General features: G+C 59.2%; 19 protein-coding genes and 5 pseudogenes. 15 read left to right on the forward strand and 9 right to left on the reverse strand.

Going from position 1 to position 22,683, the window contains the following annotated elements:
- A partial coding sequence (locus ACS5Q1_RS30805) for a PDZ domain-containing protein (RefSeq protein WP_473101777.1) occupies window positions 1–431 on the forward strand: 431 nt, incomplete at its 5' end.
- Window positions 432–1,261: 830 nt separating this feature from the next.
- Here the strand turns inward: ACS5Q1_RS30805 and ACS5Q1_RS30810 are convergent.
- The 3 genes and pseudogenes from ACS5Q1_RS30810 to ACS5Q1_RS30820 form a co-directional block, all read right to left on the reverse strand.
- Complete coding sequence (locus ACS5Q1_RS30810; protein WP_473101778.1) at window positions 1,262–1,408, reverse strand: hypothetical protein; 147 nt, start codon at window positions 1,406–1,408, stop codon at window positions 1,262–1,264.
- 18 nt (window positions 1,409–1,426) lie between these two features.
- Window positions 1,427–2,729, reverse strand: a pseudogene (locus tag ACS5Q1_RS30815) (NRAMP family divalent metal transporter).
- Between the two features lie 732 nt (window positions 2,730–3,461).
- Window positions 3,462–3,614: a hypothetical protein gene (locus tag ACS5Q1_RS30820; protein WP_473101779.1), complete on the reverse strand. Its 153-nt coding sequence runs from the start codon at window positions 3,612–3,614 to the stop codon at window positions 3,462–3,464.
- Between the two features lie 250 nt (window positions 3,615–3,864).
- Between ACS5Q1_RS30820 and ACS5Q1_RS30825 the strand changes: the two genes are divergently transcribed.
- Window positions 3,865–4,661, forward strand: a protein-coding gene (locus ACS5Q1_RS30825; protein WP_473101780.1) for an IS5 family transposase whose coding sequence is annotated in 2 segments (ribosomal slippage) — window positions 3,865–4,192 and window positions 4,192–4,661 — 798 coding nt in all. Because the reading frame shifts where the segments join, the coding sequence is not laid out codon by codon here.
- A gap of 299 nt (window positions 4,662–4,960) precedes the next feature.
- On the opposite strand, the gene ACS5Q1_RS30830 is transcribed toward ACS5Q1_RS30825, so the two are convergent.
- From ACS5Q1_RS30830 to ACS5Q1_RS30840, 3 genes and pseudogenes are all read right to left on the reverse strand, one after another.
- Window positions 4,961–5,578 (reverse strand): DUF1003 domain-containing protein, encoded by a 618-nt coding sequence (locus tag ACS5Q1_RS30830; protein WP_473101781.1) that lies wholly within the window; start codon window positions 5,576–5,578, stop codon window positions 4,961–4,963.
- A 1,611-nt stretch (window positions 5,579–7,189) separates the two neighbouring features.
- Window positions 7,190–7,783 (reverse strand): response regulator, encoded by a 594-nt coding sequence (locus tag ACS5Q1_RS30835; RefSeq protein WP_473101782.1) that lies wholly within the window; start codon window positions 7,781–7,783, stop codon window positions 7,190–7,192.
- Window positions 7,784–7,877: 94 nt separating this feature from the next.
- Window positions 7,878–9,389, reverse strand: a pseudogene (locus tag ACS5Q1_RS30840) (sensor histidine kinase); the annotation flags it as partial.
- Window positions 9,390–9,517: 128 nt separating this feature from the next.
- Between ACS5Q1_RS30840 and ACS5Q1_RS30845 the strand changes: the two are divergent.
- The 6 genes from ACS5Q1_RS30845 (at window position 9,518) to ACS5Q1_RS30870 (ending at window position 17,031) form a co-directional block, all read left to right on the forward strand.
- Complete coding sequence (locus ACS5Q1_RS30845) at window positions 9,518–10,702, forward strand: efflux RND transporter periplasmic adaptor subunit (RefSeq protein WP_473101783.1); 1,185 nt, start codon at window positions 9,518–9,520, stop codon at window positions 10,700–10,702.
- On the forward strand, window positions 10,699–13,794 hold the full coding sequence (locus tag ACS5Q1_RS30850; protein ID WP_473101784.1) for an efflux RND transporter permease subunit: 3,096 nt from the start codon (window positions 10,699–10,701) through the stop codon (window positions 13,792–13,794). Before ACS5Q1_RS30845 ends, ACS5Q1_RS30850 begins: the two co-directional genes overlap by 4 nt.
- Before the next feature lie 150 nt (window positions 13,795–13,944).
- Window positions 13,945–14,436, forward strand: a complete 492-nt coding sequence (locus tag ACS5Q1_RS30855) for an ion channel (RefSeq protein WP_473101785.1) — start codon at window positions 13,945–13,947, stop codon at window positions 14,434–14,436.
- Between the two features lie 72 nt (window positions 14,437–14,508).
- Complete coding sequence (locus tag ACS5Q1_RS30860) at window positions 14,509–14,685, forward strand: hypothetical protein (protein ID WP_473101786.1); 177 nt, start codon at window positions 14,509–14,511, stop codon at window positions 14,683–14,685.
- Between the two features lie 169 nt (window positions 14,686–14,854).
- Window positions 14,855–15,613 carry a signal peptidase I gene (gene lepB / locus ACS5Q1_RS30865; protein ID WP_473101787.1) on the forward strand — a complete coding sequence of 253 codons (759 nt, stop codon included), beginning with the start codon at window positions 14,855–14,857 and terminating at the stop codon, window positions 15,611–15,613.
- Between the two features lie 101 nt (window positions 15,614–15,714).
- On the forward strand, window positions 15,715–17,031 hold the full coding sequence (locus tag ACS5Q1_RS30870; protein ID WP_473101788.1) for a family 1 glycosylhydrolase: 1,317 nt from the start codon (window positions 15,715–15,717) through the stop codon (window positions 17,029–17,031).
- A gap of 605 nt (window positions 17,032–17,636) precedes the next feature.
- On the opposite strand, the gene ACS5Q1_RS30875 is transcribed toward ACS5Q1_RS30870, so the two are convergent.
- Window positions 17,637–17,810 carry a DUF1328 domain-containing protein gene (locus ACS5Q1_RS30875; protein WP_473101789.1) on the reverse strand — a complete coding sequence of 58 codons (174 nt, stop codon included), beginning with the start codon at window positions 17,808–17,810 and terminating at the stop codon, window positions 17,637–17,639.
- Window positions 17,811–18,077: 267 nt separating this feature from the next.
- On the opposite strand from ACS5Q1_RS30875, the gene ACS5Q1_RS30880 reads away from it, so the two are divergent.
- The 6 genes and pseudogenes from ACS5Q1_RS30880 (at window position 18,078) to ACS5Q1_RS30905 (ending at window position 21,627) form a co-directional block, all read left to right on the forward strand.
- Complete coding sequence (locus ACS5Q1_RS30880) at window positions 18,078–18,434, forward strand: transposase (protein WP_473101790.1); 357 nt, start codon at window positions 18,078–18,080, stop codon at window positions 18,432–18,434.
- Window positions 18,435–18,457: 23 nt separating this feature from the next.
- Window positions 18,458–18,712, forward strand: a complete 255-nt coding sequence (locus tag ACS5Q1_RS30885) for a transposase (protein ID WP_473101806.1) — start codon at window positions 18,458–18,460, stop codon at window positions 18,710–18,712.
- Between the two features lie 304 nt (window positions 18,713–19,016).
- Entirely contained in the window at window positions 19,017–19,151 is a 135-nt protein-coding gene (locus ACS5Q1_RS30890) for a hypothetical protein (protein WP_473101809.1), read from the forward strand.
- A 367-nt stretch (window positions 19,152–19,518) separates the two neighbouring features.
- Window positions 19,519–20,552, forward strand: a pseudogene (locus tag ACS5Q1_RS30895) (IS630 family transposase).
- A 223-nt stretch (window positions 20,553–20,775) separates the two neighbouring features.
- On the forward strand, window positions 20,776–20,919 hold the full coding sequence (locus ACS5Q1_RS30900) for a hypothetical protein (RefSeq protein ID WP_473101791.1): 144 nt from the start codon (window positions 20,776–20,778) through the stop codon (window positions 20,917–20,919).
- Window positions 20,920–20,934: 15 nt separating this feature from the next.
- A complete protein-coding gene (locus tag ACS5Q1_RS30905; RefSeq protein ID WP_473101807.1) occupies window positions 20,935–21,627 on the forward strand; it encodes a slipin family protein in 693 nt (230 codons plus the stop codon).
- Window positions 21,628–21,636: 9 nt separating this feature from the next.
- Here ACS5Q1_RS30905 and ACS5Q1_RS30910 read toward each other — a convergent pair.
- A pseudogene (locus tag ACS5Q1_RS30910) lies at window positions 21,637–21,759 on the reverse strand (IS6 family transposase); the annotation flags it as partial.
- Window positions 21,760–21,814: 55 nt separating this feature from the next.
- A pseudogene (locus ACS5Q1_RS30915) lies at window positions 21,815–22,312 on the reverse strand (cation:dicarboxylate symporter family transporter); the annotation flags it as partial.
- 58 nt (window positions 22,313–22,370) lie between these two features.
- Between ACS5Q1_RS30915 and ACS5Q1_RS30920 the strand changes: the two are divergent.
- A complete protein-coding gene (locus tag ACS5Q1_RS30920) occupies window positions 22,371–22,568 on the forward strand; it encodes a cytochrome C oxidase subunit IV family protein (protein WP_473101792.1) in 198 nt (65 codons plus the stop codon).
- The last annotated feature ends 115 nt before the right edge of the window (window positions 22,569–22,683 follow it).

Genomic DNA, 22,683 nt, shown 5'->3' on the forward strand with positions numbered 1-22,683 from the left:
TAGTCACGGCGGTCAATGGCGAGCCAGTGGCCGATGCCCGCGAACTGTCGCGCAGGATCGCCGCGCTCCAGCCCGGCAACAGGGTTGAGCTGACGTACTTCCGTGGCGGCCAGCAACAGACGGCGACCGTCCAGCTCGGTGCCCAGCCGGAGGAGAAAACGGCCCAGGCCGAAACTCACCCGGATCATGGCTCGCAGCTTGGGCTGCGCCTTGCGCCAGCATCGTCTGTGCCTGGCGCAGGCGACAAAGGCGTCGTCGTGGTCGATGTCGATCCCTCGGGCGCGGCCGCCACCAAGGGCATCAAAGAGGGCGATGTGATCCTCGAAGTGGGCGGCAAGGCCGTCTCGAACCCGGCGGATATCAAGGCCGACCTTGCCACGGCCCGCAAGGAGGGAAAGAAGGTCGTCCTCCTGCGCATCAAAAGCCAGTAGGGTACACGCTTCGTGGCGATTGGCTTGGGAAGCGTGGGATGAGATCTTAGATTATCAGGAAGCTTCTCTCGATGCCGGTTCCGGCCGGGAGTATGGAGAGCTGAGCGTCGACGCCGGCCGGAGCACCCTGCAATTCGAGCTGCGGCTCAAGTCGGGATTTGCAACGGACCCCAGTCGTCCCGCTCAATGAGAAGAAGGAATGTTCAAACTGCCGCTGGGCGACAAACGCCCAGCGGCAGTCATTTTCAAGCCTCACTCTTTATTGGCAAATCTCAACATGCCGCCAAACGCCCTCAACCCGTTCATGGGCCGGATGACAGGCACTCCGCACCCTGACCTCGGGGGCATAGTAATGGGTTGTCGTCTGAGCCGCTGCTGGCGAGGCGGCAATCGACCCTGTCGTCTGGGCGCTGGCCGCATCTGCTGCAGTCCCAACACCGACTCCTCCAACACCAACTGCGATGATGGCGGGAACGACCCAGATAGGCAAGACAAAGCAGGCGTCGTTAAGGCGGTGGTCGACGCTGCGAGAGCCACGGCAGACGTAATACCTCTAAGGATCTTTCTTTTAATCATTGCTCCTAGAGGTCTGCGAACGAGCGCACAACGGCGCCCAGTGGGAGATGGATGTCCCTGCCATGATTTCAGTCTGTGATATCTGACAGGGGCTTCGGCGATGCCGGCTGGGCAAGGAAAGGCCTAGATGATTGATCGGCAATCCAATGACCGAGGCGGAGCGAAATATGGGACCATCGCACCAACTCTTCTCGGCTCATTAACCATCGTGGCTCAGACGGTATGACAGGCCGCGCTCTGTATGCATACGCCAGTCATTCGCGCTCAACTTGTTGAGCTTGAAGGATCTCAATATGATCTAAAATGGTACGTTCAATATGCTGTCGCAGCTTACGTTCGACAAACATGCGAACCGCAAAAGGTGGTGCGGAATAGGCGGGACCGAGGTTGGTCGATGTCATTCTCATCTCGAGTTTATCTCAACAAAACATGACGAACATGCCTAGGGCAGCAACGGCCATTACACCCGTCGCAATCCAACCAACAGCTTGCAACAGTCCCCTGACCAGAAGGCCCCATGATATCCGAGCGGCATGTAACAAGCATCATGGTCATTATGATCGGAACAGCGATCACGCCGTTGATCACGGCTCTCCAGAACAGAGCCTTAATAGGGTTGATCCCGCCGAAGTCGATGATGGTCCCAATCAGAGTCGCTAAGGGCACCGTGCCATAGAATGCTTTCGCTTACATCGGCCGTTGGGAGAATCCAACAGGCCAGCCGCGAGCCTCTCCAATGGCATAAGCAGCCGAACCCGCCAGAACAGGGACCGAGAGCAGGCCTGTACCGACGACCCCGAGTGCGAACACGATGAACGCAAAGCGCTCTGCAACGGGGCGCAACGCCTCGGCGGCTTGAGCGGAAGTTTGAATGTCAGTGATTCCCTTTGCATTCAGTGTCGCCGCTGTCATAACCATGATTGCAAGTGCAACGAGGTTAGCAAGGGCCATACTGATCAGAGTGTCGATTCTGATGCAATGCAGAGCAGCCTTACCCTGCGCTGGAGCATCGATCAGTTCGTGTCGGTGCCGGTGTGCGCCAATGTCCTCGACCTCCTCCATAGATTGCCGGAAGAACAGGTATGGGCTGATGGTGGTGCCGAAGACCGCAACCACAAGCGGGAAATAGTCCTCCTCCCATCGCACAGTTGGAAGAAACAGACAGGACGCGAGTTCCCTCCAGTCGATGTGGGCCGTGACCACCGCTGCGAAGTAGGCGAAGAGAGCCAGCGTCAGCCATTTCAGGGTTGCTACATACTGCCTATATTGCAAAAACACCTGCATGTAGACACAAACCGCGGCAAAGAAGAGGATGTAGGATCCTCGTGGACCTGACAGAAGCTGGTGGGTGGCATCTGCCGTAGCCCCCAGATCCGCACCGAGATTGACGGTGTTGGCGATCAGCAGCGGCACAGTCAATTGAAGGAACCAGTTCGGATAGTGAAGCCGGAGAATGCCCGCAATTCCGTAGCCTGTCGTTCGCCCCGGGCGGGCGCTGATCATCTGCACTGCCGCGACGAGCGGGTAGCTGAACAATATCGTCCAAATCAGCATATAGCCGAATTGAGCGCCTGCTTGACTGTATGCGGCGATTCCACTGGGATCGTCATCGGACGCTCCCGTGATCAGACCTGGGCCAAGCACACGGAGCGGGCGTAGCCTCTTCGGTTTAACAGCCGGACTCCAGCTTTCTGAAGCATCATCTATGATCTCTGGCTCCATGACCCGACCTCTTCTCATCGACCCAGCGATACGATCGAGAACACCTGATCCGAGAAGGCTCCTAGTTGCGTCAGCCTTCGGCGGATTGCCTGCAAACAGAGCCGCCTCGGTAGCCCCGATGGAGATGACCGCAATCCATCCGCGCTGGAACCCTTCAGCATCCAGAGCCTCGTAGACGCCAGCCTGATAGGACCAGAGCGCTTCGCCTCCCTGGAGAACCAGAGCACGATCTTCGGATGCATCCTGACCCGTTTTCAATGTGTCGTTCTCTGCTAATCCCTTCTTGCGTCCCGGGCGGGCGCAGCCGGACCAGATCGAAGCCGGGCCCGCTCGGGGCAATGACCTACAGGTATCATTGAGATTGCCTCATCGCGGCGCGTTCCGCTCCCCGTTCAAGAGTTAGGATCAGATGAGCATCCGGCACCCTATGATGGGTGAATCCTTGCTGACACCCAGATGACTGCCATCAGAATTTACCACTCGCCCCGACATTTATCAGGTACCCTGAACTTTTGCCCGCCATGGTTACTCAAAACTTCTTATGCCTAGACACAGTGGAACTGCCCCATGCATTCGGAGAGGACCGGATCAGATCGGAGGGCCCCCGCGTTTGATGGCTTTCGCCAGACAACCCCAGGATCACGTCTGTGACAGAACCCACCTTGTGCTCTACACGATCAAGCGCCCGGTCTGGAGGCGAACTTCTTGCTCGCAGGCGAAGTCCGGCTCCTTCTATGGTCCTGCGAGAATATCAATCTTCAGCCCTTGAGCCTTAGCTGCACCAAGGGCAAGCATGGTCCCGGCGCCGCCGACGTCAATCGCCAAGACAAAGATAAGAAACAGCATCGTCATCTGCTTCGTCGCCCAAATATTCCAGTTTCTCATGTCGATCTCCCGGTGTTCTATGTTCCTAGGTTGAGGTGCAATACATCGAGTTGGCTCAGTGGAGTACACTTCAACCTTAGAGCGACAACATCGCCAAGGCTCATGCGAAAATGGGCCTCTGCTTCGACGATATATTAGGTGCCCGGTCACCAATGGCAGCCTGTGATATCTGACAGACGATTGTCTTTAGCTTTAATGTCTTTAGCTTTAAGAGCGCCTAACAAAACCGAGGTGAGCGCGTTGGTTTGGCATGGCCAAACCTCTTGTTTCCCATGCTCTGTGGGCGGTGATTAAGCCGCTCCTTCCACCTGAACCGGCCAGGCCCAACGGTGGCCGGCCGCGGGTCGATGATCGGGCTGCGCTGGCCGGGATTATCGTTGTCCTGCGCTCGGGCATTCCCTGGGAGATGCTGCCCGCTGAGATCGGCTGCTCGGGCATGACGTGCTGGCGCCGGCTGCGGGACTGGCAAGCAGCCGGCGTGTGGACGCGACTGCATCGCATCCTGCTCGAGCGCCTGGCGGATGCCGACAAACTCGACTGGAGCCGGGCCGCGCTCGACTCCTCGTCCATCGCGGCCAAAAAGGGGGCGCGGCCACCGGCCCGAACCCGACGGATCGCGGCAAACCGGGCACGAAGCGCCATGTTGTGGTCGACCGGACGGGCACCCCGCTCGGGATCAGCCTGAGCGGGGCCAACCGGCACGACAGCCTCATGCTGGCGACCACTCTCGATGCCGTGCCGCCGGTGCGTCATGGACCGGGTCGCCCGAGACGCCGCCCTGACAAACTGCACGCCGACAAGGCCTATGACCATCGGCGCTGCCGCGCGGAATGCCGACAGCGCTCCATCGTGCCCAGAATTGCCCGCCGCGGCGTGGACGACAGTGAGCGCCTGGGACGATATCGATGGGTGGTGGAGCGTACCCTGGCTTGGCTCAACCGCTTCCGCCGTCTCACCATTCGCTATGAACGACGCGAGGCCATCCATCTGGCCTTCACCACGCTCGGATGCGCCCTCATCTGCTTCAATCAATGCAAACGGTTTTGATAGACGCTCTAAGAGAGTCGTCGCTCTTCAGGAACCCGGGCGCAATCCCTCGATCGACGGGATGCTGTGAGACGTTGGAGGCTTCCAGCAGACTGGCATGAGCGGTTCACCGCTCCCGCCGCATGAACTCCCGCGGCCTTTTCTCGTGCCTGCGTTATCCTCGAAATAAGAAGAGGACGACTTGGGTTTTCATGGCTTGCCCCTTTCTGGCGCGACCAGTCGTGGCAAAATCCTTTCCTGACTGACGATCTTCAAAAGCTATGATGCGAGTGGCATCGCCGTCAGCAAAGCCGAGGCCGTCAGAAGGATCCCTGCTCCTCCGCAAGGTCGAAGCGGGGATACTCACCCGCCCCTCCTGGAGTTCCGGCTTGCTCCCGGTGTTCCTGCAGCAACGACAGACCAGCGTTTGAGCTTGCCGCAGTCTGCAACGCTATGAGCTTGTCGATCTGGGCCTGGAGGCGGTCCACCTTGTCGTTCAGGGCCGCGATTTCGGTTTCGCTTTTCAGATTGACTTCGTAATCCATTGCCGCGGCAAGCCGGTCCTTGGCGGCCTGTCGGTTCTGGCTCATCATGATGACGGGTGCTTGCACAGCGGCGAGCATCGACAGGAGCAGGTTCAGAAAAATGTAAGGATAAGGATCGAAGGCATTGTCGGCGAGCATAACAGTATTGATCAGCGCCCAGCCCCCGAGAAACAGACTGAAGCCGATGATGAAGCCCCAGGAGCCGCCGATAGCCGCAACCCGGTCTGCCAGGTGCTGACCCAGGGTGAGGCGGTCATCAAACTCTTGATTCAGGTTTCGAGCCGTGTGCATGCGCCGAGCCACCCGCGCGATCACGCGCCGGTCCCGAGCATTGAGCGGCGAAAGACCAGCATGCAGGAGATGCTGGGCCAGGAAGCGGATTTCCGTGTTCATGGCTCACCTTCCTTTCGACCAGCCGTCGAGGGCCAGCGGCAGGTGAGCTGATCATGGAATCAGGCGTCTGCGCGGGTCCGTTACGACATGGTCAATCGACTGTAACTGTCGCTTGGCATGACATTCATGATTCCTGTTGCGGGATCGCACCACACGATGCGGCACCTTGAATGAATGTGGAACTGCTCCTGCGGTTCCGAAGTATGTCAAAATACCGCTGATTGTTTTGTCTGACTGATGGTCTTTCCGGGACCTCGCCGCGAGCTCTCTTTCCCGGCCTGCTCTCGCAGGCTCTCCATGCATCTGTCAGTTGCCCTATTGATTGCGCTGCGTTGCCTCGAAGATAATTTCCACTGCGGCAGCCAGTTCGTGTTCTCCAAGATCGAAACATCCACAACCGTCAATCGTGGCTCCGCTGGTGCAGGAGAAAACCTCGAGCCACAAAGGTGGTACTGGTGAATGTGCAGGTTTGGGGGGTAATTCCGTAAGTCGAGCCTCTACGTCACCGAACCGTCCAAGCGCCACAGATCGGAAGCCATCCTCATCCGGTTCAATCATTGCAAGCTGGATATAGGCTCGGACTAACTGCCGCTCGATTTGGTCGTAATCGCTGCCAGCAGGGGTGTTCGGGGATCGCTCATGGTGCCGTGACATCTTCTTTCTCAACCTGTCAAAAAGGTGCGGGCGGAGTGCCGACAGGCATGATGGCGAGAGGTCCGATGTTCGCACTCTCCAGCCTATTTTGAGAGTGCGAACCGGCCTGCGGAATCCGCTTGTTCGATCGATCTGGCTATCGCCTCAGCGCCGGCGTTCATCCTGGAGTAACCTTCTGAACATATTGGCGGGAAGTAGCACCAGATTGGCGGCAAGTCAGTGAGCTACCAAAGTGACTGCTCGTGCAGCAGATTGAACGCTCACTTTTCCTGTGCCTGCACCAAAAGGACTGGTAGAGGCTGCAGTGTTTGCGTTGCCTCAGCCTTTTAGCCAAGGCGATGAACGGGTCGTAAAGCATAGCGCTCATCCCAATCGTTGTGGAGCCTAGTAGGGCTGCCCCCGCATTTCGCGATAGTAATGCAGGTTCGGATTGCCGGCGGCTGCGCACCAAGGGGGCCCTTGCTCACAGGACGGCCACCGCTCAGAGCGAGCATAGGGCGCCGTGGCCGGCATCCCGAACAGATGGTCAGCGTTTGCAGCCACAGTGTGGTTTGAGGGGATTTCGTTGATTTCTCGATGAGAGAAGGGTGCTGCCTGCGCCATCGTGGACGCAACCACGTCTGCGACAGCGGTGATAGGCATAAGCCGAAGCGAACGCATGGGGAAATCTCCTTGATGATTGCTGCGTCGAGCCGCGCGAACAAGAGTATTCGCGCCGCTACCAGAGTAGATTGCCCTTATTCAGCAGCGTGTCAGCCTGCAAGATCTGACAGTCCTTGCGGCCGACGTATAGAATGAGGTTGGACCCAATCATTCGCCGTTCTGGTGGATCTGGAGGGCAAGGCTGCCCGAACTATTGCCAGGCTGCACTTCGGGCCTGATACGGACGTCAACCAGCAGCATGAATGTACATGACGCTCATAGGAGCCACGACAGAGGGCGAGCCTCGAGGACGGGTCACCTCGTGATCAGGCCTTGGTCGATAGCCTTAGCAACCGCTTGCGTGCGGTTAATGACGTCAAGCCGCTTCATGGCCTGATCGCAGTGAAAATTGACCGTTCGCTCGCGGATGCCCAGGATAATCGCGATTTCGGACGAGGTCTTGCCACGCCCAACCCAGGTCAGGATCTCCCGCTCGCGATCGGTCAGATGAATGTCAGATGGTGGCCCGAACCGGTCATATCGACGCCGGAGCCTGTTCTCGATCACGGCGCCGAGCATCTCAAAGTCGATAGGCTTGGTCAGATAGTCGTCAGCACCGAGCCTCCGCCCGATCAGCTCGCTGTCCCGGTCCCCGAGTGCGGTCAGAAAAACGAATGGGATCTCGGCAAAAGCCGATCCGGCTGCCGCGACCCGCTCCAGAACTGCGAATCCAGTCATGCGCGGCATGCGCACATCGCAGACCACCAAGTCGGGCGGGGCCGATAAGATGGCGGCGAGACCCTGCTCGCCATCGGGTGAGCGCGCAACCGTGTAGCCGAGCTCGCTCAGCGCCTCCACCAGCAGGCTCGCCGTCTCGTCGTCGTCCTCGATACACAAGATCCTGCTCACTCGTATCCTCCAGCAGTGACGGGCCTGGACCGTCAATCGGCAAGGACACCGTCATCCGTGTCCCCCGACCGACCTCACTGTCGATTCGGAGACTGCCCCTATGCTGACGAACGATCAGGTCGACAAGATACAGCCCCACGCCCGTGCCAGGGAGGGTGCCGACGTTACTGCCACGATAAAACCGCTCACGAACCCGATCAATCTCATCGGGTGGTATGCCCACACCCCGATCCTCAACTGTAATCTCAACGCAGGCGTCCGTTACCTTTGTCACCAGCGTAACAATACCACCTTCCGGCGAGTATTTGAAGGCATTCGAAATCAAGTTGCTGAAAGCGTAATAGAGAAGCTCCGGGTCACCCGTGATTTCTTGAGGCATATCGCCGAGCTCTTCGTCGAGGATATCGCCCATGCCGATCTCGCGATAATACCCCCTGAGATCGCGCAACATCCGGGAGAGATCAAAGCGGCGTGTCCGGGGCTGGATCTGTCCGTTCGCTACCTCCATGGCGCCGGTAAAGCTGACCACAAGGCTGGTCATCCGGAAGACCGCAGCTCTGATCTTGTGCGCGCGGTCAGCAATCTGGCTCGGAGTGGCTTGGTCCTTGGTTGCAAGGAGCCGCTGTGCGTTGCCATCGATGCTGGTCAGCGGAGTGCGAAATTCATGCGACATCGTTGTTATGAAATTTCGTTGCTCGAGCGCCAATGCTCGCTCCTTCTCGAGTGAGCCCGCCAGAATATCGGCCTGTGTTGCAAGGCTCTTGCGCGATTCCAGAAGCTCGATCGTGTTTCGCCGAAAGACAGCGAGTGAACGTGCCACATCTCCGATCTCGTCTCGTCGACCCTCAAACGGGACCGAGAAACCTGTATCGTGGGAAGCGAGACGGCGCATGAACCTGGCAAGATCGAGAAGCGGGCGCGAGAAGGAGTGCCACAAATAGGCCGTAAGAGCGATAAAGAGGACGAGCATGGCAAGGATCAGGTCCGACACGAAGCGCTGCGCTCGCCCAATCGCTTCGGCTGCGGTCTTGCGGGCTGCGTCGGCCTTCGTCTCGGTGAGATCGATCAGACTGCGAAGATCATCTGCGGCCCCCTGGAAGCTCGAGTGCGCGCCTCCTTCGAAGAGAGCAATCGCCTCACCTAACTGTCCGCCTTGAGCCAGTGATAAGATTGTTTGTGCATGTTGGCCATGCTCAGCCCAGTGCTTCGAGAAGCTGTCAAATGCGAGAGTTTCGTCGCGGTCGTGCGGTATCGAGCGATACTCTTCGATATCTTGGACGATTTCATCGAGGGATTGCTGCAGATTGTCTGAACTGGTCGAGATACCTGACGCATCTCGGCGGAGCAGAGCCTCAGCCTCCTCCGCCCGAACCGTGGCAATGTGATGGTTCACTGTCCCGAGAAGGCGAACCGAATCCAGCCAGCGATTTCGGACCTCCCCCGACACGGCATCCACATGAGCAAGGCGATCGAGGCTCAGAACCCGCACAGTGACGACGGCCAGCACGAAGAGGGCAGCCATAAGGGCAAGCTTGGCCGGCAGAGAGCTGCGTCGAGAAAAGAAAGGATGGGACGGTCGCATGATCCGCTCCGTGTGGGCCTGCATCACGTATCTACTTCATAAATCGACCTTAACCCGGCGACCATAGCCGTACCCCTGTCAAATCTCACAGACTGACATCGTGACGGGGCCGCCCGATCTTCGAGTCCAAGTACGAGGATCAGGAGATGGCGGTGGACAGGAATGATCGCTCTGCGAAACGGCAGCCTCTAGTGCCCCGCATTGTCCTCGTGTTGGGAGTGGCGACGGCTGCAATAGAGCTAGGCTCAATCTGGCTGCATGCCAAACCCGCCAAATCATCGTCTGCGCAGCACCTAGCGCCAGCCATTCCCGTCCAGGCGACGGTTGTCAACACGCAACCGGTCGACCTTTCGCTGACGGCTCTTGGAACGGTGCAGGCGTGGAACACGGCGACGGTCACACCGCAAGTCTCGGGTCAAGTAACCGAACTTCCGTTCCAGGAGGGGAGTCTCGTCCATGCCGGCGACATCTTGGTGCGCATTGACCCGCGACCATTCCAGGCCGCGCTCGATCAAGCCCAGGCCAAGAAAGCTCAAGATGCGGCCACTCTCGCGGCGGCACAGAAGAATCTTTCGCGAGATCAGGCCCTTCTGACCAAGGGCGGCTTTGCAACCCAACAGACAGTCGACAATGAGCAGGCGCAAGTCGAAGCAGACAAAGCCCTGATCGCAGGAGACCAAGCTGCCATTGAGACATCTCAACTCAACCTGGATTTCGCGACGATCAGGGCACCGTTCACCGGCGTCATTGGCCTGAGCAACATAGACATCGGCAATGTTGTTTCGCAAAGCACCAGTATTGTCACGATCACCCAGATCGAGCCGATCGCAGTCGAGTTCACTCTTCCTCAGGCTGACCTCAGCGAGGTTCAGGCCGCATTTGCTCAAGACAAACCGGCGGTCCTTGTCTCCGATCAAAACGGCAAGACGCTACTGGCGCACGGCAGCCTCGATGTCATCAACAATGAGGTCGACTCAACCAGCGGAACGATCAAGCTCAAGGCACGCTTCGACAACAAGGACCACAAGCTCTGGCCCGGGGCCTTCGTGCAAGTCAGGGTCGTCACAGGAACTGTGCCAGATGCCATTGCTGTGCCCTCACCGGCGATCCAGCGGGGCCCGAGCGGTCCCTATGTTTGGCTCGTTTCTGCCGATCATACCGTGCGACCGCAAGCGGTCGAGCTCGGACAGATCCAAGACGATCGGACCGTGATCACGAGCGGACTTTCGGCGGGCGATCGGATCGTCGTTGCTGGGCAATATCGTCTCACCCCAGGAGCTCGCGTGAGCGAGACCGATCCCGCGCAGGTCGCCCAAGCCCAAGACGGCCAGCCATGAACCTGTCCGCTCCGTTCATCCGCCGCCCAGTTGCGACGTCACTGTTGATGTTGGCAATCGCCGTCATCGGCATGGCGGCCTACCCACTGCTGCCGGTTGCACCGTTGCCGACCGTGGATTTCCCGACGATCCAAGTTTCAGCCTCGCTGCCGGGAGCCAGCCCGGAGGTCATGGCGTCGGCAGTCGCAACTCCGCTGGAGAAGCAACTCGGTATCATTCCCGGCGTGACGCAGCTCACCTCGTCCAGCAGCCTCGGCAACAGCCAGATCACGGTGCAGTTTGACTTGGGCCGCAACATTGATGCAGCTGCCCAGGATGTGCAGGCTGCCATCACGGCCGCCTCGGGACAGCTTCCGCACAACCTGCCGAGCCCCCCGACGTACCGGAAGGTCAATCCGGCGGACCCGCCCATCCTCGTGCTCGGCGTTCGCTCCGATACGCTCCCGATCACGCAGGTCGACGACTATGCGGAGAACATGCTCGCGCTGCAGATCTCGCAACTGCCGGGAGTTGCCCAGGTCTCGATTGGCGGGCAGCAGCAACCGGCCGTGCGCGTCCAGGTCGACCCGGCGAAGCTGGGCGAGAAGGGCCTCACGCTCGATGATGTTCGCGGCGTGATCGCCGAGGCGACAGTCGACGCCGCCAAGGGTACCATGCGCGGTCCGGCGCAAAGCTTCACCATCTACGACAATGACCAATTGACGAAAGCCGCCCCGTACAATGACCTGGTCATCGCCTACCGGAACGGCGCTCCGATCCGTATCCGTGATATCGGCCGAGCCGTGGATGGCCCGGCAGATACGACCTTGGCTGCCTGGATCAACGGTCAACGGGCCATCGCGCTGATCGTCTCCAAGCAACCGGGAGCCAACGTAATCGACACCGTCGACCGGATCAAGGCCGAGCTGCCACGTCTGCGGGCCAATATTCCGGCAAGCGTCGAGGTGACACCGGTCGTCGACCGCACGATCACAATCCGCACCTCGGTCAGCGACGTGCAGTTCACGCTCATTCTAACGATGGTTCTCGTGGTCCTGGTGATCTTCGTATTTCTGCGCAACCTGCGTTCGACGATCATTCCGGGGTTGGCCGTCCCCCTTTCCATCGTCGGCACCTTCGCAGTCATGTATGCACTGGGCTATAGTCTCGATAATCTCTCGCTCATGGGATTGACGATTGCAGTCGGCTTCGTCGTCGACGACGCGATCGTGGTGCTCGAGAATAACGAAAGGCACATGGAGGAGGGCTTTCCTCCGCATCGGGCTGCGCTACAGGGTGCCGGCGAGATCGGGTTCACGGTACTCTCGATCAGCCTGTCACTTGTCGCCGTCTTCATCCCGCTGCTGTTCATGAGCGGCATCGTCGGACGCCTGCTCCGCGAGTTCGCCGTGACAGTCACCGTCTCGATCCTCGTGTCGACCATCGTTTCATTGACCTTGACGCCCATGCTGGCCAGCCGCCTTCTGAAGCCGAAACGCCCCTCGGCTGAGCAGAGCCGCCTCTATCATGCCAGCGAGCGCGCCTTCGAGGGGCTTATCCGCGGCTATGCGAGGTTGCTGGACGTGGTGCTACACCACCGAAGACTGACGCTGCTCGGCTTCGCAATGACCATTGCAGCAAGCGCATGGCTTTTTATAGCGGTTCCCAAAGGTTTTTTCCCGATCCAGGATACAGGGATCATTATAGGGCAGACGCAGGCGGCACCGGACGTCTCCCCCGGCGAGATGGCCCGCCTGCAGCAGGCACTGGCTGGCGTTGTTTCCAAGGACCCGGATGTTGCCCAGGTGGTCTCGATTATCGGCGGATCTCGTACGGTCAACGAAGGACTGATCTATGCGAGCTTGAAGCCCCTCGATCAAGGTCGCGCGAGCGCCATAGCAATCGTGAATCGCTTGCGACCACAACTTGCCCAAATACAGGGCGCTCGACTTATCATGCAGCCGGCCCAAGACATCACCGTTGGGGGGCGCCAGTCGAAGGGACTGTTCCAATACACGCTCCAGGGTGAGCAGCCCGATGAACTGAGCACATGGACGCAACGGCTCTTCACGAGCCTCCGCAATGTTCCGCAGATCACCGATCTCTCGACCGATCAGGAGGCGAACGGGCCCACCGTTACACTCACGATCAACCGCGACACCGCCGCCCGCTTCGGCATTCAGCCGGCCGCAATCGACGCCGTCCTAGCGGATGCCTTCAGTCAGCAACAGGTCACGCAGTTCTTCACTCAGTTGAACACCTACAAGGTCATCCTTGAGGTTCTGCCGAGCATGCAGGGGACACTGGATACGCTCTCCAAGCTCTACATCCCAGCCCCCACGAATGGCCAGCCAGTGCCTCTCTCGAGCCTTGTGTCCCTCGACACCAGGCCGGTTGCGCCCCTGACGTTCACACACCAAGGGAGTTTTCCAGCCGTGACGTTCTCATTCAATTTAGCTTCCGGCGCCTCGCTCAGCGACGCGGTGGATGCGGTGCAGACTGCACGGGCCACTATCGGCCTCCCACCATCCATTGTAGGAAGCTTCCAGGGCAACGCGCAGGCTTTCCAAGACTCTCTGGCGAGCGAGCCTCTCCTCATTGCAGCAGCCCTGTTCGTGATTTACGTGCTTCTGGGCATTCTCTACGAAAGCTACATTCACCCGCTTACAATCCTGTCCACTCTGCCCTCGGCAGGCCTTGGCGCACTCCTGATGCTGTCTGTGTTCCATATCGACTTCACGATCATCAGCCTGATCGGTCTCATTCTCCTCATCGGCATCGTGAAGAAGAACGGGATCATGATGGTGGACTTCGCACTCCAGGCGGAACGCGAAGAGGGACTGCCGCCGGTCGATGCCATCCGCAAAGCCTGTCTGTTGCGCTTCCGCCCGATCCTGATGACGACCGTCTGCGCGATCCTGGGTGGATTACCGCTCATGCTGGCGCACGGAACCGGATCGGAGTTGCGCCAGCCACTTGGCTATGCGATCGTCGGCGGCCTTGCCCTAAGCCAAATCCTGACTCTGTTCTCAACGCCCGTCATTTACCTTGCCCTGGATCGGTTCCGATCCCATCCAATGCGGCAGCGCCAAGGCTTCGCTCCGGCAGAGTAGATAAGCTCGTCTACATTCCATCTCGCCACCCATTAAAGATATCGGCATGGATCGCTTTGGTCGGTTCCTCCTCTTGAATCACGGCCGATGCTGGCAACGCTCGAGCCTTCAGGCCATCATTTGTGGGGACACGCACAGGGAACACCGTTGGTGATATCTCTCACGATTGCCGTGGGTCTTAGCGTCCTGCTCTATATCGGCACAGTCCTTTGCCACTACGAGGCGTTGCGGATTATCTCCCAACTGGTGGAGCGGTCTGGATTAAGGCCAAGGCTTCGCATACTTCTCGTCTTGTTCGGCACCGTCCTGGCGCACCTTCTGGAAATCGCTTTCTACGCTCTCATGTTCTGGTATGCCGACAACGTTGCTCATATCGGTGGATTCACAGGATTTGGTACAGACGGGGTCGCGAACTACTTTTATTTCTCAGCCGAGACTTTTACGTCGCTCGGAATGGGCGATCTGTACCCACGGGGCGCTTTGCGTCTGATGACGAGCCTAGAAGTCCTGAATGGACTGCTTCTCATTGGGTGGTCCACATCGTTTACGTTCCTCGCCATGTCGCGCCTTTGGGAGCTTCACGCCTCCGCTGCTGCCGGTGAGACTCACGTACGATCTCAGCGTCAAGATCACGAGGCATGATGCTAGGCCTCGCCACAGATGCGATTTTTCTCCGACCTCCCCTCTTCCAACCAATGCAAGGGACAATGTCAAATGATGACATCAGCGCAGGAAATCGCTCCCGGTGAAAGGCTAGTGATCACCCCTGTCACTCTTAAACAGATCAAGGACGCGGTGCATGAGATGCGGGCGATGACGCCCGACAGTGCTCTGGCCGACCTTGTCGAACAGAAGATCGCGCTCATCGAGCGAGGCCAAACAGGTGACTAGGGCATTGGACGCGGGGTCCGCCACGATGTTTGTCTGTGAGATCTTACAGGAGCCCGGCTCCGGCCAGTGGGTTAAGATCAGCCTGCACGTACAGGCGCGGCGATGCCACCTTGCCGCTCGAAACCTCGGCTATCGCCGGCGGCAGTACCCTCATGACGGAGTTGCGGGAATGGATCAAGTGTGCCAGCAGAAGACGGAGAAGAACGGCGGCTTCTGGGAGACCATTCAAGTCGTCCTGCAGGCACTGCTGATCGCATTTGTGATCCGCACCCTTCTGTTCCAGCCCGTCAACATCCCCTCAGGTTCGCTGACTCCGACACTACTTGTTGACGATTACCTGTTTGTCTCGAAATATGCCTACGGCTTTTCCCGCTATTCCGTGCCCTTCGGTCTACCTATTTTTTCGGGCCGGATCTGGGGCGCCGAGCCGAAGCGGGGCGATGTCGTGGTCTTCAAGCTGCCCAAGGACAACTCCACCGACTACATCAAACGGGTAATCGGCCTGCCAGGCGACCGGATCCAGATGATCAGCGGCGTTCTGCACATTAATGGGCAGCCTGTGCAGCGGGAGCGGATCGAGGATTACAAGACCAGAGATTTCTATGGCCGCCCCATGGCTGTTCCTCAATACATCGAGATGCTGCCCAATGGTGTGAGGCACAGGGTCATCGAAATAGAGGGCGACCACGGGGTATGGGACAATACGCTCGTCTACACTGTGCCAGACGGACACTTCTTCATGATGGGCGACAACCGGGACAACTCGGACGACTCTCGCGACGTGTCCAACGTCGGCTATGTGCCGTTCGCGAACCTCGTTGGTCGCGCGGAAATCATCTTCTCGATCGATGACGATGCCGCCGCCTGGAAGGTCTGGGATTGGCCCTGGACGGTGCGCTGGGATCGGCTGCTCCGACCTGTGACGTGAGGTCGACGGAGGATGTGCTCCACGGCCTTCGATCTCACCATCGTTGTCGGCACGGAGACTCGCATTCAGGCTGCTGTTCTGGTCCAGCCCGGAGACACGCAATGACAGTATCGTGGTTCATGTTCGCGACGGGTATCGAGAATAGCTACCCGACCATCAAGAGCGGCAGCGTCCGTGTGGACGAGATGGAGAAGTGCGGACATTACGAACATTGGCGGAAAGACTTCGATCTCCTGCAGGAACTTGGTATCCACTATCTGCGTTACGGGCCGCCGATCCACCATGTGTGGCTTGGCCCCAACCGGTATGATTGGAGCTTTCCGGACGAGACCTTCGGGATGCTGAGAGCTCTCGACGTGGTGCCGATCGCCGACCTCTGTCACTTCGGCGTACCGGACTGGGTCGGAAACTTTCAAAACCCTGACTTTCCTGAGCTCTTTGCCGGATATGCAAGGTCCTTCGCACAACGCTTCCCGTGGGTGCAACTCTATACACCGGTGAATGAAATGTTCATCTGCGCAACCTTCTCGGCGGCCTGCGGCTGGTGGAACGAGCAGCTCGCGAGTGACCAAGCGTTTGTGACGGCGCTCAAACATCTCGTCAAAGCCAATGTGCTGGCTATGGCGGCGATCCTTGAGGTCCGTCCCGATGCGATCTTCATCCAGAGTGAGTCAACCGAGTACTTCCACGCCAGTGAACCTGAGGCCATCAAGCCGGCCGAGGTCATGAACTCCAGGCGCTTCCTTTCCCTCGACCTCAACTATGGCCGCCGCGTGGACTCGGAGATGTACGAATTTCTGATGGATAGCGGCATGACGCGCGAGGAGTACCATTTCTTCCTCACTTACCAGCTGCGGCAGCACTGCATCATGGGCAACGACTACTATCTCACGAACGAACATCAGATTGCGCCGGACGGCCGGACGCGGCCGTCGGGAGAGATATTCGGATACGCAGAGATCACTCGGCAATACTACGAGCGCTACCGCATCCCGATCATGCACACGGAAACGAACCTTGCTCAAGGCCTGAAAGGCGATGAGGCCGTCATTTGGCTGCGCAAGGAATGGGCCAACGTTCTTCGGGTTCGCAACAGCGGTATACCGATTGTCGGCTTCACTTGGTATTCGCTGACCGATCAGATCGACTGGGACACCGCCCTGCGCGAAGAGAACGGCCATGTGAACCCGCTCGGTCTCTATGATCTCGACCGCAACATCCGCCCAGTGGGGAATGCCTACCAACAACTGATCCAGAGTTGGCGGCGGGTTCTGCCCACGCAAAGCGTGTGCCTGACGGTGCCTGTCATCCGGCCGAGCCAGTTCGAGAGTGCGCATACGGCCTCCCAAGTGGAGAAGGCCCGAGACCTTGCCCAGGGCACACCCACCGCGCAGACAATAGCAGGTCGTGCAGGTTGAGCAGGAAAGACGAGGGCGCCTCAGGGCAAGCTCCTCCATGCTGCTCCCCAGCTTCGCACCCGTCTGCACCCGAACCTTTGTGAGACTATGTTAGCTGGCACGGCTTTCCCGTGCTCGCAAAAGGCATTCCTCTTCCGGTATGGCTGACCCTGCAACTGGCGGCGTGGTGCTCCTGCCCAATGCGGTATGAACTTAACGGCTCCACCGGATTCGGGAACGGCCATGATTCTGTCGCCCGGCCGAGCGTAGCAGGCCTACTCGTGTTTAAGGCGGTGCTTGGATCCTGTCTGCGAGGAAAGCTCCTTGTGCGCCTCCACGACAGGCGGGCGAACTCGTTCCGCTGCCGCCTGCACAGTCTCGGGAAGTTCTCGGGCAGCTTCTTGCGTGAGGCGCTATCTGCGCTTGGCTTCGCTGCCGCTCTGAGAACCGGCGGATTTCCCGATCGTACCCAGAGGTTCCAAGCGGATATCGTCAAGTGAGTAAGGGCGGCATAAGCTCGTGACCCCCGGGTCTTAAGCCCCTGAAAGGGCGTAATTGTCCCGAACCAAGATCCGGAGAAGACCGTCAGAACTCGCTGAGATGACTTTGTTCAATGGACCATGCCGTCAGAATAGGGTCTCGCGAGCGATTAGTCCTAGGACCAGGAAGAACGCAAAGACGGCGACAGCAAGGAAGAATAGCCACTTCGCGATCATAGCGGCTCCCGTTGCGATGCCTGTAAAGCCAAACAGACCAGCTATGATTGCAACGATGAAGAAGATCAAAGCCCATTTTAGCATCGTTCAGCCTCCTCTCAGTTTGAAGCGGCTGCGAAAAACCCCGGAGATTCGCTGCAAGTCCGATCATGCTTGCCTCGCTGGTGCTTCGGAGGCGGCTCTCCGCACTCACCCCGGTGAGTGTGGAACCGTCGGGCGCGATCGCAAGTCGATGAGAGGTGCTGCGTTACCTGGAACATTTAGAGCGAGTCGGCGTGGACGTCGCCTGTTAGATCTCCCAGGCTCTCGTTGCGACGGCATTGCCCGATCTCTTCGCAGTCAGCACGATGATTGGGAGGCAGTCAGGCTCCTGGTTCAAGGGCAACGGAAAACGGCGAAAGCCTGACCGTCTGGTTCACCGAGGAAGCCATCGCGGCCTGGTATGCCGAGCCTCGCACAACACGAGGTGGTCAAGCCCACTACTCGGCTTTGGCGATCAGGACAGCGCTGACGCTGCGGGCGGTGTCCCGGTCGGCCCTGCGCCAAACCGAAGAGCTGATCGGCTCGATCCTCCAACTCTTGGGCCTGGATCTGGCTGTGCCCGATCACTCGACCCTGAGCCGGGGCGTGCCGAGACTCTGGAGATCCCGAAGCCCTGTCCAGGCTCCAGAGGGCGCCTTCACCTGCTGGTCGACAGCACAGGCCTGAGACTCTGCGGACCCGGCGAGTGGCTGATCGAGATGCACGGCACCCGAAGACGCCGGTCCTCGCGAACGCTGCACATCGGCGTCGACGCTGAGACCGAGCAGATCCTTGCATCAGAGCTGACGTCCAATGACATCGATGATGGCTCGCGGATCGAGCCCTTGCTCGACCAAGTCACAGGGCCCCTCGCTTCCTTTATTGGCGATCGAGCCTACGATCAGGCTGGCATCGACAGCACTGTCACTGAGCGCCATTCTGATGTTGAAGTGATCATCCCGTAACGATCCACGATGGTGCCGCGTGAGATGGCAAAGTGAGCTCCGACCTAGCGTGATCGGTACCTTCAAAGCATCGCTGAGCATCTACGCATCGATGGGCAGAGAAGATTTGGGTACACTCGTCGGGCTCTAACGGAGGCCGCCATTAGCCGGTATAAATGGGTGATTGGGAACGGCTTGCGCTCACGGTCGGATCAGCACCGCATGACGGAGATCGCGATCGCCGTTCAGGCCTTGAACCGTATGCTTGAGCTTGGACGCCCTAAGTCCGTCCGCATCGCCTGAAATCGGTTTAGCAGTGCGTTCGATGCGTGCACTATCGGATCCGTGCAACACGGTCGTCGAGCGTCAGGTCCGCCACGAGCTTCTTGAGGCGGGCGTTCTCATCCTCGAGTTGCTTGAGCCAGCGGATCTCGGCCACCCGGTGCCGCTCTCTACCTAGCGCAGGTCAAAGGCGATCTGCTCTTCTGTATACCACGTCTTCTTCATGGCACTGGCCCTCAAGGATCAAAATGCCCGAAAATGTTGTCCTCGTAATGGACCAGTTTAACGCGTCAGGACCACACGCACTCCGCAGTCTACAACACCTTCAACTTTCAGCACCATCTGATCTCCCGCCAGACGCTCCGCCTTTTCAGGTTGGAGGCGATCAAGCAGTGGCGCGTTGCCACCTCAGCAGCTTGGATCAGAGGTCAGGTACCAAGCTTCCGGCCTATCGAGGTTCCCGTGACAACGCCCTTGTCTCGGCCCCTTATTGATCCGGCTTGGGTGCTCGTGAAATCCACGGCCGGTCGATCCAGTTTGGCGGGATAGATCATGTGGACATGCGCAAGCTGCCGGCAGCAGCGCAAGAGGAGGGTCGGCGGCAGGTGGTGGGGCTACGCGACAGCGGTCTGACTTATGATGCCATCGCGGCACAGGTGGGCCTGACCCGCACTGGCGTGTTCAATATCTGCCGCCGCTTCGCCGAGCAGGGACTGGCCGGATTGGCCAGCGGACCACGCGGCCCGGCCCCTGGCACAGGACGGTTTCTCCCGGCCGAGCAGGACGTCCAGATCCGCGCTCTGATCAGCCGGCACACGCCCGACGAACTGGGCCTGCCCTTCGCTCTGTGGAGCCGGGCAGCGGTGCGGGAGCTCATCGAGCGATCCTGTGGGGTCCGGCTGGCGGTGCGCACCATCGGCACCGATCTGGCGCGCTGGGGCTTCACGGCCGAGACACCGCTCCGACGCGCCTACGAGCAATCGCCGAAGGCGGTGCGGCACTGGCTGCGGCAGGACTACCCGGCCATCGTGGCGCAAGCCAGAGAGGAGAAGGGCACGATCTTCTGGGGAGATGAGACCGGCCTGCGCTCTGACGACGTGCGCGGCCGCAGCTTTGCCCCCAAGGGCCGCACACCTGTGGTGCGCCCCAGCCACAAGCGCGCGAGGCTGGGCCTGATCTCGGCTCTGACCAACAAGGGCGAGCTGCGCTGGATGGTGCTCGACGGCGCGCTCAAGGCTCCGAGCCTGATCCGATTTCTCGCGCGGCTGATCCAGGATGCCAACGGCAAGGTGTTTCTGATCTGGGACAACCTGCCCGTCCATCGGGCCCGCGCCGTGCGGGGCTGGTTGGCTGAGCGCCACGAGCAGATCGAGGTTTTCCACCTGCGCTCCTACAGTCCGGAGCTGAACCCGGACGAGGGTTTGAACGCCGACCTGAAGCAAGCCGTGACCCGCAAGCCGCCCGCCCGCAGCAAGCACAAACTCAAGCGTACCGTGATCAGCCACATGCGCCGCTGACAAAGCTGCCTGAACGAATCCGGAGCTACTTCGGACATCAGCCTTTCCGTTATGCCGCGTAGTTCAAGTTCTCCCAAGCCGGATCAATAAATTGACGATGCCCCTGAATTAGCACCACGCTCAGATTGCCTCGTGGGGGCGGGCCACTTCCATCCTGTCAGATCTCACAGGCAGACGCGAGCGCAGATATGCGCAACTTGACAGAGGCATCGGGGCCGTGGGTCTTGAGATGAGCCATAGCTCCTAGTTTACGCGGGAGACCACGAGGTCACAGGAGTGACATCGATGAATCCGATTACACTCTCCCTTGCAACAACCTCCGCTTTAGCTGGTATCGGCCTTGGCTTAGTGGTCAACCCATTCGTCGGTGCGCCCTTTTTCTTCTTGGCCGTTCTGATTGGGCTGTCTGTTAAAATGGCCAATGCGTAGCAGAAGTTCGTCATTCTGCGTGCGGGTCACTTGCACAGCGTCAAGGGGCCAGGGCTCTTCCTGATCGTCCCAGTCCTAGACAATGTAGCGGCTGTCATTGACGAGCGGATCCAGACCACCGCCTTCAATGCGGAGCAGGCGCTCACGAAGGACACGGTTCCGGTGAACGTTGACGCTGTCATCTTCTGGCATGTGTCCGACGCCTGCAAGGCAGCACTTGAGATCACCGATTATCGTCAGGCAATCGATCGAGTCGCACAGACATCCCTGCGTGAGATGATCGGATCATCAATGCTGTCCGCACTGCTTTCGGACCGTAGAGCGGCCGACGAGCATCTTCGGGACGTTATCGGCTCGAAAACTGCTGAGTGGGGCGTGGCTGTCCGATCGGTCGAGATCCGGGATGTTGCAATTCCAGTCGCTCTGCAAGATGCGATGTCGCGCCAAGCTCAGGCCGAGCGGGAGAAGCAGGCCCGGGTCATTCCGGGTTCAGCCGAGGCGGAGATTGCAGGAACTTCTGCTGAGGCGGCGAAGGTTTACACGACTGACCCTGTTGCGCTTCAACTTCGAGCGATGAACATCATCTATGAGACCACAAAAGAACGCGGAACCACCATTCTCATCCCAACATCGATGGTGGACAATATGAACTCTGGTTCGGCACTGGCGGTCGCCGGACAGACACCGCTGCGCAAAAGTTTATCATAAGATGTCTGGACCACGCTCGGCGAGGAGTTCCTCGATGGCGCGATAGCTGAGAGTGAACCGGAGATAGAGCCAGACGGCGTGCCGGATGATCTCGGGTGGGAACTGATGGTGAGCATAGGAAATGGGCTGCATCCCCTAGCCTACCGCGTGTCGGCCCGACCTGTCAGCCGTTCCCGTGACAATGCCCCTGGAGGATGTCGCCCTGTGCGAAAGGCCCGACGACGCTGTCGGGGATGATGTGCTGGACGAAATCCACCGGCTTCTGCTCGGCGGTCGCCTTCGCATAGATGGCGATGGCGGCGGGGTCCGGCGTGCCGCCAAAGCCCGCGCCCGGCTTCACGAGGTTGCCCACGATGAGGCCGATGATGAGTGCGAAGGTGGAGACGCTCTCGAAATAAACCAGGGCCTTGATGCCGACGCGCCCAACCTTCTTGGCGTCCTGGATATGCGAGATGCCCGACACCACCGTGCAGAAGATGATCGGCGCGATGACCATCTTGATGAGCTTGATGAAGCCGTCTCCCAGGGCCTTGATCCAGTTGTTCTTGGCCAAGTCGGGGAACAGCCACCAGCCGAGGGCGATCGCGATCAGAACCTGGATGTAGAGCACCCTGTACCAGGATTTTTCACTCTCGAGGCTCCGACGTCCGCACCGGCTGTGATGGGTGTCATCCCTTTCTCCAATCTTCTGATCTGGGTGGACCTTCCCACTGCTGCTGGGTCTGACACTTAGTCCTGCCTACATGTTGCTCGGACCATTCAACATCGTAGCAGCCCTCGGTATCGCGGCGATGGAGATCGGACGGGCCGCCCGCTTGTTCATGGAACTCAAGCGGTCCAGCACCCACATCCACCTCGCCGCTGCAGCTGGCTTCCTCTGGCTCGTTGTCCTCTTCGCACTGGCGCTCAGCAATATCCTGACACGGGTTTTAGCCAGCTAAAACATCGCGAGCGTCGTCAAATTCAAGCTACCACGCCCGCGCTGTGTGTTCTGCGGGCGTGGCGTCACGCCACCTCCTGTTGTTGAAAGTGGACGCAGATCAAGCAACCGAGAAC

It is taken from the genome of Microvirga sp. GN3 (genome assembly GCF_055792825.1).